We start from the raw sequence: 16,340 nt of genomic DNA, 5'->3' as shown, positions 1-16,340 counted from the left end.
ATCGCCGCCGAGGCTTGAACGTGCCGCCCCCGCCTTGTGCAATCTGCCGCCTTGGGCGGCAGGGTGGGCAAGGCGGCCCCCGGTGCCGCGCACCCAGCACGACGGGCCCGGCCCCGGCACGACCTCGCCGCGCAACAACGACCCGGTCAGACCCGGTAACGCCGCAACGCCGGGACGGCCGCCGCCAACGTCAGCATCGCCAGCACCACCAGGAGGCCGCCACCGGCGACCGCCGGGCGCGTGCCGAAGGCGGAGCCGGCCGAGCCGTGCAGGACGTCGGCCAGGCGCGGCCCACCCGCGACGACCACCGTGAAGACGCCCTGCATGCGGCCGCGCATCTCGTCCGTCGCCGCCGACAGCAGGATCGCGCCGCGGAAGACCATGGACACCATGTCCGCGACCCCGGCCACCGCGAGGAACACCACCGCGAGCCACAGGTTCCCGCTCAGCCCGAACCCGGTGATCGCCAGGCCCCACGCCACGATCGCCCCGATCACCATCCACCCGTGCCGCCGCGCCCGCGAGAACGTACCGGAGAACACGCCACCGACCACCGCGCCGATCGGGATCGCCGCGAACAGCAGCCCGAGCGCGAGCCCCTCCCCGTACGGCGCGTACGTCTCCGCGGCGAGCTGCGGGAACAGGGCCCGCGGCATCCCGAACACCATCGCGATGATGTCCGCGAGGAAGGACAGCAGCAGCACCTTGTGCGCGGACATGTAGCGGAAACCGTCGACGATCTCCCGCACACCCGCCCGCTTCTTCGCGGCAGCGACAAGCGGCGGAAGCGACGGCAGCCGGTACACCGCCCACACGGTGACGCACAGCGCGAGGGCGTCGATGAGGTACAGCTCGGGCAGGCCGATGACCGGGATGAGGACGCCCGCAAGCAGCGGGCCGACGACCTGGCCGGTCTGCATGACCGTCGAGCCGAGCGCGTTGGCCGCGGCCAGTTGGTTCTCGGGCACGAGCCGCGCGATGGACGCGTTGCGGGCCGGGGCGTTGAGCCCCCAGAACGCCTGCTGCACCGCGAGCAGCACCATCAGCACGACCACCGAGTCGAGCCCGGATATCGCCTGGAGCCAGAACAGCACCGAGGTCACGGCGATGCCGGAGTTGGTGATCAGGAGCAGCTTGCGCCGGTCCATGTGGTCGGCGATCGCGCCGCCCCACAGCGCGAACACGACGAGCGGCACGAGCCCCGCCATGCTCGCGGCGCCGACCCACGCCGATGAGCCCGTGATGTCGTAGATCTGCTTGGGCACGGCGACCGCGGTGAGCTGGCTGCCGACGGCCGTGACGATGGTCGACGACCACAGCCGGCGGTAGGCGGGGATGCGCAGGGGCCGGGTGTCCATGGCCCAGCGCCGCCAGCCGCGCGGGGTGGCCGGGGCCGCCTCCGTGCCGTCGGTGGTCCTGCTGTCGTCGCTGGTCTCGCTCGTGTCCACGGCTTCCCTGATTGCTCGCTACATCTATCTGGTCCGGGGCTCAGTGTCCCAGGCCCCGTCGCGGGCCCCGTCGTCGAGTTCGGACAGAGCGAGCAGTTGGTCCGGGGTGACCCCCTCGGGGATGGCCCGCGGCGCCGGCGTCCTGAGCGGCGGCTGCCAGCCGACCTCCGCGTCCCAGCTCCGTACGACGCGTGCGGGCGCGCCCGCGACCACGCAGTGGTCGGGTACCTCGCCGCGCACCACGGCCCCGGCCGCGACGACCACGTTCCGCCCGAGGCGGGCGCCGGGCAGGATCACGGCGCCGGTGCCGATCCAGCAGCCGGGCCCGATCTCGACCGGCTCCATCCGGGGCCACTGCTTGCCGATGGGCTCGTGCGGATCGTCGTAGGAGTGATTGGTGGAGGTGATGTAGACGTACGGGCCCATGTAGACGTCGCTGCCGATCCGCACCGTCGTGTCGGCGATGACATGGCTGCCGCGGCCGATCACGACGCCGTCGCCGAGGGTCAGGATCGGGTCGGGGCCGAGGTCCAGGTCCGGCATCAGGCCCGCGGTCAGGGTCACCTGTTCCCCGATGATGCAGTGCGCGCCGATCCGGATCCACGGCTCACCGAACACCGTGCCCTGGGGGAACGCGAGCTTCGTACCGTGCCCGATCGCGCCGAACCGGTGCCCGCCGGGCTGCCTCGCTGTGACCGCGCCCCTGCGCTGCACCCAGCGCCAACCGGCCTGTACGAGCCGGTGTCCCGGCCCACCCTTGTCGTTCCGCTTCTTCGGCACGGCGTCACGTTACCCACGCGTATCTGCCGCCCCCACCTCGCCGACCTGTGATCTTCGCCCCACAGGTACGGTTCGGTTGGCGCGACGCATGCATGACACACACTTCATGACACGTAGGGAGCACAGACCTCATGTCCCACGAGGCACTCGTCACCGGCATCGGCAACAAGGAACCGAAGGTGGACCCGGAGGCGTTCACCGCCCCGATGTCCGTGGTCGTCGGCGACGTCACGCTGAGCGCGGGCGCGAGCGTCTGGTACGGGGCGGTGCTGCGGGCCGAGTTCGAGCCGATCACGCTCGGCGCCGACAGCAACATCCAGGACAACTGCACGGTTCACGTCGACCCCGGGTTCCCGGCGACGATCGGCGAGCGCGTCTCCGTCGGCCACAACGCGGTGCTGCACGGCTGCACCGTGGAGGACGACTGCCTGATCGGGATGGGGGCGACCGTGCTCAACGGCGCGGTGATCGGGGCGGGTTCGCTGGTCGCGGCGCAGGCGTTGGTGCCACAGGGGATGGTCGTCCCGCCGGGGTCCCTGGTCGCGGGCGTCCCCGCCAAGGTGAAGCGGGAGCTCTCCGCGGAGGAGCGCGAGGTCGTCACGCTCAACGGCACGCATTACGTGGAGCTGGCGAAGGTGCACAGGGGAGCGTGAATTCAAGCCCCGCCGGCGATTGAGGCGCGGGGTCCGGGGCAGAGCCCCGGGACCGCAACGCCGTTCGCCTCAGGCCCCGGTGGGGCTGGACTCCGGTTCGGCGGCAGCATCGTGTTCCGCCACCATCTTCGCCGCCCGCCGCTTCACGATCAGCATGGAGGCCAGGCCGATGAGGATGGCGATGCCGAGGCCCACGTAGGAGAACTTCTTGAGCCAGTCCTCCGCGACCACGCCCACGTAGTAGATGACCGCGGTCGTGCCGCCGGCCCAGATGACGCCGCCCAGGAGGTTCGCGGTGAGGAACTTCCAGTACGGCATGTGCAGGACGCCCGCGAGCGGTCCGGCGAAGATGCGGAGCAGGGCGACGAAGCGGCCGAAGAAGACGGCCCACATGCCCCACTTCTCGAAGGACCGCTCGGCGGTGGCGACGTGTCCCGGGCTGAAGTGCTTGGGGAACTTGCGTCCCATCTTGGCGAGCAGCGGGCGCCCGCCCTTGCGGCCGATGGCGTACCCGATGGAGTCGCCGACGACGGCGCCCGCACTGGCGCAGGCCCCGAGGACGACCGGGTTGATCTCGCCGTGCTGCGAGGAGAGCAGCGCCGCGGAGATGAGCACGATCTCGCCGGGCAGCGGGATGCCGAGGCTCTCGACGCCGATCACCCCGGCGACCAGGAGGTAGACGGCGACCGCCGGAATCGTGTCGAGCCATGCCTGGACGTGCATCGACGCCGCCTCCCGTACCACCAAAGTTCTGCCTGTACCCGGCGCGCGCTCCCCTCCGGTACGCGCACGCCGGGCAGCCTACCTGCTCCCTATGACGCAGCCGCGTCCCACAAGGTGCAGTGATGTTCGCGATCGACGTCCGTGGAGAGGGTGATCCCGCCCACACCGGACGTCTTCAGTGACAGCACGTGTCCGGGCAGCCGCCGCTGGTCCGGCATGGCGGGGGCGCCGTCGGCCCGCGGGGCGTCGCCCCTGATGAAGGAGCCCCAGTACTGCACCATCTTGTCGGCGAGGGTCCGCTGCTCGGCGTTGAGCGGGGAGTCCTGCCCGAAGTGCTTGAACAGGTACTGCACCTCGTTGACGTGCGTGGCCCCGAAGTCGAACGTCTTGCCCGCTTCCCTGATCGACGCGAAGGGCGGCGAGGTGCGGTCGGCGAACTCGTACGCGTAGACGGGAGGCCCGCTCGCCGCGAGCCGCCGGTCGAGCCGGAGCGCCGGGCAGGCCATGAGCTGGTCGCCCTGGGCGGCGGCGTACGCGTAGGTGGGCGACGTGTAGTCGGAGAGGGGGTAGGCGGCCAGGGCCTTCTCCCCCGTCGTCTTCCCGTACGTGTCGGTGAGCGCCTTCGGGTACGCCTCGGCCGTGAGCGGCTTGCCCTGGCCGTCGTACGCGCCGTACGCGAAGAGGCGTCCCTCGTCCTTGTTGGCGCCGTTGAGGACGGGGACGTGGGCGGAGCGGCCTTCGGCGATCGCGGTGGCCGGCTGTTCGGGCAGGAAGGCTCCGCCGGTGACCGGCGCCCAGTCGAATCCGGCCTGGGCGTCCAGGATCTCCTTGGCCGACTTGCCGCGCAGGCAGGCCACGGTGTCCGCCGCCGTCCCGCATCCGGCCTTCTCCGCGAACCTCGCGCCCTCGGCGACGGCCGCCTTGTGTTCGCGGGCCGCGCAGTCCCCGTACGCCCCGGACTCGATGATCCCGGCCCGGAACAGGCCGCGTCCGGTCGGCGACGCGAGCTGGCTGCACACCGAGCGGCCGCCCGCGGACTCACCGGCGATCGTCACACGGTCCCGGTCGCCGCCGAAGCGGTCGATGTTGGCGCGCACCCAGCGCAGCGCCTGCTGCTGGTCCTGGAGGCCGAAGTTGCCGGAGACCCCGTCGGACGCCTGCTTGTCGAGGCCCGTCGCCGCGAGGAAACCCATCGCTCCCAGGCGGTAGTTGACGGTGACGACGACCGTGCCGGTACGCCGGGCGAAGGTGTCGGGCACGATGTCGCCGCCCGCGCCCGCGGTGAGCCCGCCACCGTGCAGCCACACCATGACGGGGCGTCCCGCCGAGCCGTCCGGCGCGTACACGTTCAGGTCGAGGCAGTCCTCCGTGTACGTCGGATCCTCGTATCCGGGGTCCCAACTCGACGCCTGTACGCATCTGTTGGAGAAGTCGGTGGTGTCACGCACGCCGTGCCAGGACTTCGCCGGGCGCGGCTCCCGCCAGCGCAGCTTGCCGACGGGCTGCTCGGCGTACGGAATGCCGAGGAACTGCCGCCCCTCGTCGGTGTGTTGGCCGCGCACCCAGCCGGACGCCGTGTGCACGGTGGGGCTTTCGGACCGTTGGGTGGCGTGTGCCGGCACGAGGGCCGCGGCGGTCATCGCCGCCACGGCCGCGAGCACCGTACGTATTCGACCGTGTCGCATGTCAGTTGCTCCTCTTCCGCTCGACCATCACGTCCGTGCGACGCAGCAGGTCACCGGCCGATGCGCCGAGCCACACGGTGCGCCTTCCGGTGCCGAGGACCCAGTCGTGGCGTCCGGTGTCCCACGAGGAGAGCGTGCGGGGCGCGACGCGCACGGTGATCCGCCGCCGCTCCCCCGCCTCCAGCGCGGCCCGGCGGTATCCGCCCAACACCTTGACGGCCTGGTCGACTTCGAGGTCCGGTGACGGGCCGACGTACACCTGGGGCACGGCGACGCCCGCCCGGCGTCCCGTGTTGCGCACGGTGAAGGTGACGTCGAGGCCGTGCCCGGACGTCCAGCGCGCGGTCAGGTCCTCGTACGCGAACGAGGTGTACGACAGGCCGTGTCCGAACGGGAACAGCGGCTTCACGCGCTGTGCGTCGTACCAGCGGTAGCCGAGGTGGATGCCCTCCGAGTACTCCTCGACGCCGTTCACTCCGGGGTAGCGGCGCGGGTCCCCGGACATCGGGTGGGTGGCCTCGGAGGTCGGGAAGGACTGGGTGAGCCGACCGCCGGCGTCGCAGTCCCCGTACAGGACGGCGGCGGTGGCCTCCGCACCCTCCTGGCCCGGGTAGTACATCTGCAGCACGGCGCCCACCTTGTCGAGCCACGGCATGGTGATCGCGGAGGAGCTGTTGAGGACGACCGTCGTACGGGGGTTGGCCGCCGCCACCGCCGCGATGAGGGCCTCCTGGAAGTCGGGCAGCGCGAGCGACGTGCGGTCCTGGCCCTCGGTCGCGTCCTCGTACGCGAAGAGCACCACGCTGTCCGCGCCGCGCGCGGCCCGCACGGCCTCGGCGACATCCTCCGCCCGCGTCGCCCCGGTCACCCGGCGCAGCCGGAACGTCTGCCCCTTGTCGCCGCCCTTCGCCGTGATCTCCAGCGTGTGCGAACCGGCCGCCAGGTCAAGGGACTTGTGGCGCACCGCGAGCCCGTCGGGCGCGATGGAGACGAGGCCGCCGCTGAAGTACTCGTCGAAGCCGGGCAGTTTGGGGAAGAGCTCGGTGCCGTCGAGGACGACCTTGGGGCGATCGCCCGAGTAGTGGATGACGAAGGTCCAGTCGTCGGCCTCGTCGGTCGTGAGTGTCCCCTTGTACGACCAGGTCTCCCCCGCCGCGACCTTCCGCTCCTCCAAGTAGGCGGCGGGCGAGAGCGCGGCGGCGGGCAGGGCCTTGCCGTAGATGTCGTTGCCGAGCGCATAGGTGGCCGAACCCCGCTTGCCCGCGCGGGACTTGATGGCCTCGTACGGGCTGTCGGCGTGGTCGGGGACGACGTGCGCGCTGCCGCCGCCGCTGACGAACGGGACGTAGCCGGTGGGTCCGAGGACGGCGACGGAGCCGCCCTCGGGCAGCGGCAGGGTGCGGCCCTTGTTGTGCAGCAGGGTCGCGCCCGCCTTGGCGACGTCGAGGGCGACGGCCGCGCCCGCCGCCGCGTCCCGGCCGGGCCTGGCCGGCACCTTCCCGGACAGCAGCCCGAAGCGGTCCATCACCGACAGGATCCGGTGCACCGCCCGGTCCACCTGCGCCTCGGGCACCGTGCCGTCCTGCACGGCCTTCTTCAGCGCGGCGCCGAACGCGTCCTCGCTCGGCATCTCCATGTCGAGGCCCGCGGCCATCCCGGCGACGGTGGAGTGGGTGGCGAACCAGTCGGTCATCACCCAGCCATCGAAGTGCCACTGCCCGCGCAGGATGTCGTCGAGCAGCTCCTTGTTGTCGCAGGCAGGAGTGCCGTTGACCTTGTTGTACGAGCCCATGACGGAGCCCGCGCCGGCCCCGACGGCGGCCTCGAAGCCGCGCAGCTCCAGCTCGTGCATGGTCCGCTCGTCGGCCCGCACGTCGATCGACATGCGGTCCTTCTCCTGATTGTTGAGCGCGAAGTGCTTGACGGTCGCGATCAGGCCCTTGCCCTGGATGCCGCCGATCTCCTCGGTGACCATGTCGGAGGCGAGCAGCGGGTCCTCGGAGAACGTCTCGAAGTTGCGGCCGGCGTACGGCGTGCGGATCAGGTTGACCATCGGCGAGAGCAGTACGTCCTGGCCGAGCGCCCGGCCCTCGCGGCCGATGACCTCGCCGTAGCGGCGGGCGAGCGCCGGGTCGAAGGAGGAGGCGAGGAGGACGGGGGCCGGGAGGGCGGTGGCGTGCTCGGTGACGCGGACGCCCGCGGGGCCGTCGGCGAGGCGCAGCGGCGGGATGCCGAGGCGGGGGACGCCGGGGATGTAGCCGGCCTGACCGAGGCTGTGCGGGTCGTCGGCGCCGTGCAGGAAGGTGAGCTTCTCGTCGAGCGTGAGCCTGCCGAGCAGTGCCTCGACCTTGCGTCCGGCGCCGCGGTCGGGCCGCCGCGACGACGCCTGCGCGAGGCCCGGCAGGCCCGTGGTGACGGCGGCGGCGACCATGATCGCCCCGCCCATCCGGCGCAGGGCCGCCCGTCTGGAGACCCCGTCGGCTCTGATTCCGCCGCTGGACCCGCCATCGGACCCGCTACCGATCTCGCTACCGCTCCCGCTACTGGTCCCGCTGTAGGGCATGGGCTGTCTCTCCTTGTTGCGTTCGAGCACTCAACGCACTGGGCGACAAATCGGACCTGACGCATCGTTGGACACCGCAAAACCGAAGCGGAAACTATGACCGGCGTTGACTCGTGTCAACAGGTTGAACAAGAAACGACGAAGGCACCGCCCGACGGGCGGTGCCTTCCTCTCCGTACGGACCTTGCTCAGCTGTTGGGACGCAGCGTCCAGACGACGGTCATCTCGCCGGTCACGGCGCCGTCCTCGCGCGTGATCGCGATGCTCACCGGGAACTCGGGGCGGTCACCCGCGTCCAACTCGGCGACGACGTCGGCGGCCGGGCGGCCGAGTGTCGCGGTGGCGGTGACCGGGCCCATCGCCAGCTTCTTGTACGCGATGTCGGCGCTCACGGCGAGCGGCACGGCGCGCGAGAGCTGCTCGCCGAAGGCGGCGAGCACGATGGCGCCGCTCGCGGACTCGCCGAGCGTGAACATCGCTCCGGCGTGCGGTCCGCCGACGTGGTTGTGGTAGTCGGCCTGGTCGGGCAGTGCGACGACCGCCCTCTCGGGCGTGGTCTCGCGGAACTCGAGGTTCAGGGTGCGGGCCATCGGCACCGTGGCGGCGAGCATCTCGCCGATGGACATCTGATCTGCGCTCATGACCCGAATGTTACCCACGGGTAGCAACGCTTGGCCATCCCCGCATTCGTACGGGGTGACCAGGCCCTGAGATAGTCCCTCAGTGACATCTGCCGCCGCCCCCGAACCGAAGCGTCCACGACTGCGCCCCGCGTGGGCCGGACGGAACTACACGCTGCTCTCCGTCTCCGCGGTCGTCACGACACTGGGGGCGCACGGCGCGCTGATCGCCTCGGCGTTCGCCGTGCTCGACGCGGGCGGCGACGGCGGCGACGTGGGCCTGGTGGCCGCGACCCGCACGCTGTTCCTCGTGGTGTTCCTGCTCGTCGGCGGCGCGGTCGCCGACCGGCTGCCGCGGCACCATGTGATGGTCGCGGCGAACGCGCTGAACTTCCTCTCCCAGGGAGCGTTCGCGCTGATCGTGTTGCAGGGCGATCCGAAGCTGTGGCAGATGATGGCGCTCAGCGCGCTCGGCGGCACGGGGCAGGCGTTCTTCAACCCGGCGGCCGAGGGCATGCTGATGTCCTCCGTCTCCGGGGAGCAGGCCAGCCGCGCGTTCGCCCTGTTCCGGATGGGGATGTCCGGTGCGGGCGTGGGCGGCGCCGCGCTCGGCGGGGCGATGGTCGCGGCGTTCGGTCCGGGCTGGGTGCTCGCCGTGGACGCGGCGGCGTTCCTGGTCGCGGGCGCGCTGCGGATGTTCCTCGACGTGCGGCACATCGCGCCGCGGGAGCCCGGCGGCGGGCTGCTCGCCGACATGCGGGACGGCTGGCGGGAGGTCATCGGCCGACCGTGGCTGTGGACGATCGTCGCTCAGTTCGCGGTCGTGGTCGCGGTGGTGGGCGCGGCCGAGTCGGTGTTCGGGCCGCTGGTGGCGCGCGACGAACTGGGCGGGGCGGGGCCGTGGGGCATCGCGCTCGGCGCCTTCGGCGTCGGCACGATCCTCGGCGGGCTGCTGATGATGCGCTGGAAGCCGCGGCGACTGCTGTTCGCGGCGACGCTCTCCGTCTTCTCCCTCGCCCTGCCGTCGGCGGCGCTCGCGGTCCCGGTGCCGATCGGCTGGCTGATCGCCGTGATGTTCGTCAGCGGCGTCACCATAGAGATCTTCGGCGTCTCCTGGATCACGGCCCTGCACCAGGAGATACCGGAGGAGAAACTCTCCCGCGTCTCGGCCTACGACTGGTTCGGCTCGGTGGCGATGGTGCCGCTCGCCACCGCGCTCGCGGGGCCCGCGGAGACGGCCTTCGGACGGTCGGCCTCGCTGTGGGGGTGCGCGGCGCTCGTCGTCGTGGCGACGTCCGCGGTGCTCTTCGTGCCGGACGTACGGCGCCTGCGGCGGCGCGAGCCGGGCGGGGCGAAGGTCGCCGAGGGCGGCACGGCGCCCCAGGCCGAGGTCACCCCACGCTGAACGAACCGCCCGGCGGCTCGGGCGAAGGCACCGCGTCCGCGTCCTCCACCGGCTCCGCGTCACCGACGAAGCGGCGCAGCGCGGCGCCGTGCTCCACGCGCGCGGGGAACGTGTCACGGGCGGTACGCCGGGCCAGCTCCGCCACGTCGAGCTCTTCGCGCGAGGCGAGCAGCACGGCGTTGCCGAACCGCCTCCCCCGCAGCACCGCCGGTTCCGCGATGAGCGCGACGTGCGGGAACACGGCGGCGAACGTGGCCAGTTGCGACCGTAGGAACGCGAAGGGCGCCCCGTCCGCGAGATTCGCCGCGTACGTGCCGGCGGGCCGCAGTACCCGCGCCGCCTGACGCGCGTACGCCAGGGTCGTCAGATGCGCGGGCACCCGGGAGCCGCCGAACACGTCCCCCACGAGCACGTCCGCGTACGCGTCGGGCGCCGTCTCGAGCCAGGCCCGCGCGTCGCCGCCGTGCACGGTGATGCCCGCGCCGTCCGGCACCGGCAGGTGTTCCGCGACGAGCGCGAGCAGCCCCTTGTCCGCCTCGACGACGTCCTGCCGCGAGCCGGGCCGGGTCGCGGCGACGTACCGGGGCAGGGTCAGCGCGCCCCCGCCCAGGTGCAGCACGTCGAGCGGCGCGCCCTCGTCACCGAGGCAGTCGAGGACGTGGCCGAGCCGGCGCGCGTACTCGAACTCCAGGTGGGCGGGCTCGTCCAGGTCGACGTACGACTGGGGCGACCCGTCCACCGTGAGCAGCCAGGCCCGCCGCCGGTCGACGTCGGGCAGCAGCTTGGCGGTGCCGTGGTCGACGTCGCGGGTGACGGGTATCGGCTCGGGTTCGGATGCGTTCACGTACACATTGTGCCGGTGACCACATCCGACCCCTGCGGCGACTTAACAGTGGGCCAGGGCAAATCAAGCCCCTGCGGCGATTGAGCAGCGGGGTCCGGGGCGGAGCCCCGGTCTTTGGCCCCGCCCCGGCCCCCGCACCCTCACAACACCGCCGTCACCGTCCCCGCGCCCACGGTCCGCCCGCCTTCACGGATCGCGAACCCGAGCCCCGCTTCGAGCGGTACGTCACGGCCGAGCTCGACCGTCATCGAAACGGTGTCCCCGGGCCGCGCGACGCCCACCTCACCGAGGTCGACGTCCCCGACGACATCCCCCGTACGCAGGTAGAACTGCGGCCGGTACCCGGTGACGACGGGCGTGGACCTCCCGCCCTCCGCCGCCGACAACACGTACACCCGCGCGCGGAAGCGCCGCGCCGGGCGCACGCTCCCCGGCTCCGCGACGACATGCCCGCGCCGCACCGCGTCGCGCGGCACCCCGCGGAGCAGCAGCGCCACGTTGTCCCCCGCCTGCGCCTCCTCCATCGGCTTGCCGAAGGTCTCGACGCCGGTGACGACGGTCTCGCCCTCCTTGAGGGACTCCGCGCCGTAGACCCGCACCCGGTCGCCGACCCGCACGCGGCCACGCTCGACCGCGCCGGTCACCACGGTGCCGCGCCCGCTGATGGTCATGACGTTCTCCACCGACAGCAGGAACGGCGCGTCCACGTACCGCTCCGGAATCGGCACGTACGTGTCCACCGCGTCGAGCAGCGCCTCGATCGACGCCGTCCACCGCGGGTCCCCCTCAAGGGCCTTCAGCCCGGAGACCCGCACGACGGGCACGGAGTCGCCGCCGTACCCGTGCGCGGACAGCAGCTCGCGCACTTCGAGCTCGACGAGGTCGGTGAGCTCCTCGTCACCGGCGTCCGCCTTGTTGATCGCTACGACGATGTGGTCGACGCCGACCTGCCGGGCGAGCAGCACGTGCTCGGCGGTCTGCGGCATGATCCCGTCGAGCGCCGAGACGACGAGGATCGCCCCGTCGAGCTGGGCGGCGCCGGTGACCATGTTCTTGACGTAGTCGGCATGGCCCGGCATGTCCACGTGCGCGTAGTGCCGGGTGTCGGTCTCGTACTCGACGTGCGCGATGTTGATGGTGATGCCGCGCTGCGCCTCCTCGGGCGCCTTGTCGATGCGGTCGAAGGAAACGTATTGGGTACTGCTGCCGGCGCCGCGCTCGGCGAGGACCTTGGTGATGGCGGCGGTGAGGGTGGTCTTGCCGTGGTCGACGTGACCCATGGTGCCGATGTTGAGGTGCGGCTTGGTGCGCACGTATGCCGTCTTGGGCATGGCGATGAGGTCCCTTCGGGAACTTCACAGAAGCAATGGCCTCCGAGCGGGAGGCGGGGACCCCTGAACCGGACCGACCCTCCCCCTGCGGGGTCCGCCGGAATGTCCGGAGAGGGTCAGCTTCGCGCGCCGTCCGCTGCGACGGCAGCCAGGAGAACGGCAGCCTGAGCTGCGTCCGCGACTGCGGACGGAGCTGCGAGGAAGGCGTGCCGGAACATGTGGCAGATCTTCTCCGACGGATCGCCCCACGTCGAACGATTTTCCGCGCCCCGAGCGGGAGTTACCCGCCCACGTTCTTCAGTGCCTCGCGCGCCGAGAGCGGGGAGAGGGCGGCGCGGTGGGCGGCGACGAAGGACCGTACGGCGTCGGGGTCGGTCTTGGCGTATTCGCGCAGGGCCCAGCCGATCGCCTTGCGGATGAAGAAGTCGGGGTGCCCGGACTGCCGCAGGCAGTACGCGAAGAGCCGGTCCGTGTCGGTGGCCGCCTTGTACCGGAGCTGGTGGAGCAGGGCGGTCCTGGCGACCCAGAGGTCCTCGTCGCCGATCCAGGCGTCCATGTCCGCGCGCAGCTTCGGGTCGGCGGCGACGAGGCCGCCCACGGTGTGCGCCGCCAGCAGGTCCACCGTGTCCCACCACGGCACCGTCGTGATCAGTTCGCGCGCGACGGGCAGGAAGCCGGACGTGAGGTGTCGTGCGTGGCGGCGCAGGTAGTCGATCGCGAAGTACGCGTACTCGCGCTCGGGCAGCGCCCAGCAGCGCAGCGCGACGGCGGTGAGGTCGCTCTCGTCGGGGCGCGGTGTGCCGTCGAGGACGGCCTTGGTCAGGTCCCGGCGCACGGGGGACGTGAGGCCGAGGAAAGGGGCCACGTCCTTCATGTACGCGCGCATCTGTTCCGCCCGCTCGGGATCGGCGGCCGGGCCGTACACCTCGGGGAGCCGGGCGAGCAGGGTGTCGGCGAGAACGCTCGGCGGCGGCGCGGTGACGGGCACGTGACGCTCCTCGCAACTGGGGCAACTGCCGGGAGAGTGAGACACAACCTACGGCGATCTTATGTGGGGGTCGGTTAGTCTCCCCTGATGTTCGAGACCGTCCCCGCCCGTCCCGCCGGGCTCGCCGCGCGCTGCGGCCAGGCGCTGCTTTCGCCCTGGTCGCGGCTTTCGCTGCTGGTGCTGCTGCTGGCCGCGGGCGCGACGTGCGTGCTGCTCTTCGAGCCGCAGCAGCTGATCACGCAGGGCTGGCCGCCGCAGGTGAACGGGGCGGCGGCCGTCGTCCTGTTCGCGGTGGCGTACGGGGTGTGCACGGTCGCGTTCGTCCCGAGACCGCTGCTCAACCTGGCGGCGGGCGCCCTGTTCGGCTCCCAGCTGGGGCTGCTCGGCGCGATCGGCGGGACGGTGCTCGGCGCCGGCCTCGCCTTTCTGCTCGGCCGGCTGCTCGGCCAGGACGCGCTGCGTCCGCTGCTTCGCGGGCGCTGGCTGAAGGCGGCGGACGGGCAGCTCAGCGAGCACGCCTTCCGGTCGATGCTCGCGGCGCGGCTCTTCCCCGGCGTCCCGTTCTGGGCGGCGAACTACTGCGCGTCGATCTCGAAGATGAGCATCGTCCCGTTCCTCCTGGCCACGGCGCTCGGTTCGATCCCGAACACGGCGGCGTACGTGGTGGCGGGCGCGCGTGCCTCGACGCCCACGTCGCCCATCTTCCTGATCGCGATGGGCTTCATCGTCGTCACGGGGTGCGCGGGCGCGGTCGTGGCGTGGTGCAAGCGTCACCACTTCGGGAAGCAGAAGTCGGACTGACCGGCTCCCCCTTGAGCCCCCGGCCGAGGCGCAGCGTCACGGCGACGGAGGCCGCGGCGAGCGCCGTCATCGCGGTGGCGGGCGAGGTCGCCTGGGCCAGCGCGCCCGCGAGCACCGCGCCCACCCCCTGCATGGTCAGCATCCCGGCGGTGTGCAGGCCGAGAGCGTGACCGCTCAGGTCGTCCGGGGTCAGCGCCATCAGTCGCTCCTGGAGCAGCAGGCTCGCCGAGAAGCCGACCGAGGCGAGGGCGACCGCCGCCACGGCGAGCGGCAGGGCGGGGCGCAGCGCGAACACCAGGTACGGGACGGCGAGCAGCAGCCGCAGCGGTGCGGCGAGGCGGGCGCGCCGGCGGGGCGGCAGGAAGCGGCCCGTGAGGATGTCGCCGGCGAGCATGCCCAGGGCGGCGCTCGCGAGCAGCACTCCCGCGTGCCCGGTGTCGTAGGGGACGAACAGCGCCTCGCAGCCGACGATCAGTCCGTTGGGCACCCACAGCGCGAGATAGACGTAGCGGCGCGGGATTGAGGACCAGAGGGCGGCGTTGCCGCGCATCGTCTCGCGCGGGGACGGGCGCCCGGCGGCGCGCGCCGGGCGCCGGGTCAGTCCGCACCGGGCGACGAGCGCGGCGAGCACGTAGAGCGCGGCGGCGACGAGCAGCGTGCCGCGCGCCGACAGGACGGCGACGAGCAGCCCGCCCAGCGCGTACCCGAGGATCTGGCAGACGCCCGCGCTCATGTTGAGCACCGACCGCCCGAGCAGATAGCCGTCGCGGGCGAGGATGTCGGTGAGCATGCCGTAACGGACCCCGCCGCCGAGCGCCGAGGGCACACCCTGGACGAGGACGAGCGCGAGGGCCGCGGCCGTCGGAAGACCGGGCGTCGCCTGCGCCGCCGTGGCGAGCCCGAGGAAGAGCGCGAGCCCGACGAGGGCCGCCCGCGGCGCCACCCGGTCCGCCGCGGACAGCAGGGTGAGCGCGCCCACGACCTGGGCGAGCGAGGGCCCGAACATGGCGAGCGCGGACAGCAACGGCGATCCGGTCGAGGCATACACGAGCGCCCCAAGAGCAAGCCCACTGACCGTCTGCCCGGCGACCTGGAGCGAGACGGTGACGAAGAGCGAGGAATATTCGGGCGTACGGAACAGGTCCCGGTAGGTGTCCATGCCGTGAGGCTGCGGTCCACGACCCACAAGCCGTTAATCTTTCGCCCACCAGCGAAACGGGGCCCTGCCCCGGGGGCGCCGCGGGTCGGGGTCACGCCGGGCGGGAGCGGGGCACTCCGCGGATCAGGGCGCCGCGCGTCGGCGGCACGGTGAACGAGAGCAGAGCGCACCCAATGGACGTCGGAGGCTCGTGGGCCCGGAGGGAGCCGCGACTCACAGGTCGGCCGCGCGCCGGGTGAGAGCGGGGCAAGTCCGGTCGGCGTCGGAGGCTCGCGAGCCCGGAGGAGGCCGCGACTCGCCGGTCGGTGGCATCGCAGTGACACGGAGGAGGCGCAGTCGTGGGTGTATGGCAGGTTGACGTGGATACGCTCGCGGGGAGTCGGTTTGTTGTGTCGCGGCTTGCTGAGGTGACCGCGAGTCTCAAGAAGTTGGCGGATCCTGTCGCCGCGCACCCCGGCGAACGGCGCTGGCTGGACGCCCACTTGCCCGCCTACCGCGCGCGGCTCGCCGCCGAGCCGACCACGGCGCTGCTGCTTGACGTCGCGTTCGGGGCGCGGTGGATCGCCGACTTCATGACGCCCACGCCCGACGGAGCCCGCGAGGACGACCTGGCGGACGGCCTCGCGCGGATCCGCGCCACACCGCCCGCGGCCGTCCGCGCCGACCTCGCGGTCTCGGCACCGGGCCCGCTGCCCGCCGCGCTCGCCCACGCCGACGACCTGGCAGAGCGCGCCGCGGAGCTGCTCGCATGGGTGTGGCGGGAGACGGTCCTGCCGGAGTGGCCGCGGCGCCGCCGGATCATCGAGGCCGATGTCCTCGCCCGGACAAGGGAGTTGACGCGGGGCGGCTGGGCGGCGGCCTTCGGCGGGATGCGGCCCACGATGGGCTGGCTCGGCGAGGGCCGGCTCCGGATCAACGCGCACGACTACCCGCCGCGCGACATCTCCGGCACGCACCTGCTGTTCGTCCCGGTCACACCGAAGCAGGGCTGGGTGTCGTGGCCGGACCCGCCCCCGGCCGACCGGTACGCCGTCATCTACCCCTGCGCGGGCGCCCTCGCCGACGCGGACAGCACGGCGCCGCCCGACGCGCTCGCCGCCCTCCTCGGCACGGCCCGCGCGCACGTCCTCGTCCTCCTCGAACAGCCACTGACGACCACCCAACTCGTGGCCCTCACCGGCCAGGGCCTCGGCTCGGTGGGCCGCCACCTGAAGGTGCTGCACGAGGCCCGGCTCGTCGCGCGGCGCAGGGCAGGCCGCTCGGTGCTGTACTTCCGTACGCCGACGGGAGACACGCTCCTGCGGGCACAACGGCCGGGCGTGTAAAGGCTCCGCTCACGC

14 protein-coding genes are annotated in these 16,340 nt (G+C 72.4%); 4 read left to right on the top strand and 10 right to left on the bottom strand.

What is annotated here, in order from left to right; all coding sequences use genetic code 11:
- Positions 1-146: 146 nt before the first annotated feature.
- Positions 147-1,448, bottom strand: coding sequence for an MFS transporter (locus tag ACP4E5_RS36925; protein WP_425836574.1), 1,302 nt, complete (start codon positions 1,446-1,448; stop codon positions 147-149).
- Positions 1,449-1,472: 24 nt separating this feature from the next.
- A complete protein-coding gene (locus ACP4E5_RS36920) occupies positions 1,473-2,228 on the bottom strand; it encodes an acyltransferase (protein WP_425836571.1) in 756 nt (251 codons plus the stop codon).
- Between the two features lie 131 nt (positions 2,229-2,359).
- Between ACP4E5_RS36920 and ACP4E5_RS36915 the strand changes: the two genes are divergently transcribed.
- Entirely contained in the window at positions 2,360-2,881 is a 522-nt protein-coding gene (locus ACP4E5_RS36915) for a gamma carbonic anhydrase family protein (RefSeq protein WP_425836569.1), read from the top strand.
- Positions 2,882-2,950: 69 nt separating this feature from the next.
- Here the strand turns inward: ACP4E5_RS36915 and ACP4E5_RS36910 are convergent, their stop codons facing one another.
- The 4 genes from ACP4E5_RS36910 to ACP4E5_RS36895 all read right to left on the bottom strand — a co-directional run bounded on the left by ACP4E5_RS36910 (position 2,951) and on the right by ACP4E5_RS36895 (position 8,493).
- A complete protein-coding gene (locus ACP4E5_RS36910; RefSeq protein WP_425836567.1) occupies positions 2,951-3,604 on the bottom strand; it encodes a DedA family protein in 654 nt (217 codons plus the stop codon).
- 89 nt (positions 3,605-3,693) lie between these two features.
- Positions 3,694-5,289, bottom strand: coding sequence for a carboxylesterase/lipase family protein (locus tag ACP4E5_RS36905; RefSeq protein ID WP_425836564.1), 1,596 nt, complete (start codon positions 5,287-5,289; stop codon positions 3,694-3,696).
- Position 5,290: 1 nt separating this feature from the next.
- On the bottom strand, positions 5,291-7,852 hold the full coding sequence (locus ACP4E5_RS36900) for a beta-glucosidase (RefSeq protein WP_425836561.1): 2,562 nt from the start codon (positions 7,850-7,852) through the stop codon (positions 5,291-5,293).
- Positions 7,853-8,040: 188 nt separating this feature from the next.
- Positions 8,041-8,493: a DUF4442 domain-containing protein gene (locus tag ACP4E5_RS36895; RefSeq protein WP_425836558.1), complete on the bottom strand. Its 453-nt coding sequence runs from the start codon at positions 8,491-8,493 to the stop codon at positions 8,041-8,043.
- An 82-nt stretch (positions 8,494-8,575) separates the two neighbouring features.
- On the opposite strand from ACP4E5_RS36895, the gene ACP4E5_RS36890 reads away from it, so the two are divergent.
- Entirely contained in the window at positions 8,576-9,877 is a 1,302-nt protein-coding gene (locus tag ACP4E5_RS36890) for an MFS transporter (RefSeq protein ID WP_425836556.1), read from the top strand.
- On the opposite strand, the gene ACP4E5_RS36885 is transcribed toward ACP4E5_RS36890, so the two are convergent.
- The 3 genes from ACP4E5_RS36885 to ACP4E5_RS36875 all read right to left on the bottom strand — a co-directional run bounded on the left by ACP4E5_RS36885 (position 9,864) and on the right by ACP4E5_RS36875 (position 13,040).
- Positions 9,864-10,721, bottom strand: coding sequence for a spermidine synthase (locus ACP4E5_RS36885; protein ID WP_425836553.1), 858 nt, complete (start codon positions 10,719-10,721; stop codon positions 9,864-9,866). The two genes, ACP4E5_RS36890 and ACP4E5_RS36885, sit on opposite strands and share 14 nt — an antisense overlap.
- A gap of 140 nt (positions 10,722-10,861) precedes the next feature.
- A complete protein-coding gene (gene tuf / locus ACP4E5_RS36880) occupies positions 10,862-12,052 on the bottom strand; it encodes an elongation factor Tu (RefSeq protein ID WP_425836551.1) in 1,191 nt (396 codons plus the stop codon).
- Positions 12,053-12,332: 280 nt separating this feature from the next.
- Entirely contained in the window at positions 12,333-13,040 is a 708-nt protein-coding gene (locus ACP4E5_RS36875; RefSeq protein WP_425836548.1) for a DNA alkylation repair protein, read from the bottom strand.
- Between the two features lie 87 nt (positions 13,041-13,127).
- Here ACP4E5_RS36875 and ACP4E5_RS36870 point away from each other — a divergent pair, with 87 nt between their 5' ends.
- Entirely contained in the window at positions 13,128-13,841 is a 714-nt protein-coding gene (locus tag ACP4E5_RS36870) for a TVP38/TMEM64 family protein (RefSeq protein WP_425836545.1), read from the top strand.
- Here ACP4E5_RS36870 and ACP4E5_RS36865 read toward each other — a convergent pair.
- A complete protein-coding gene (locus tag ACP4E5_RS36865) occupies positions 13,771-15,000 on the bottom strand; it encodes an MFS transporter (protein ID WP_425836543.1) in 1,230 nt (409 codons plus the stop codon). The genes ACP4E5_RS36870 and ACP4E5_RS36865 overlap by 71 nt on opposite strands.
- A 338-nt stretch (positions 15,001-15,338) precedes the next feature.
- On the opposite strand from ACP4E5_RS36865, the gene ACP4E5_RS36860 reads away from it, so the two are divergent.
- Entirely contained in the window at positions 15,339-16,325 is a 987-nt protein-coding gene (locus ACP4E5_RS36860) for an ArsR/SmtB family transcription factor (RefSeq protein WP_425836540.1), read from the top strand.
- The last annotated feature ends 15 nt before the right edge of the window (positions 16,326-16,340 follow it).

Source organism: Streptomyces fractus, from assembly GCF_049844455.1.
GTDB lineage: Bacteria > Actinomycetota > Actinomycetes > Streptomycetales > Streptomycetaceae > Streptomyces > Streptomyces fractus.
This window is presented reverse-complemented; position numbering and strand designations above follow the sequence as displayed.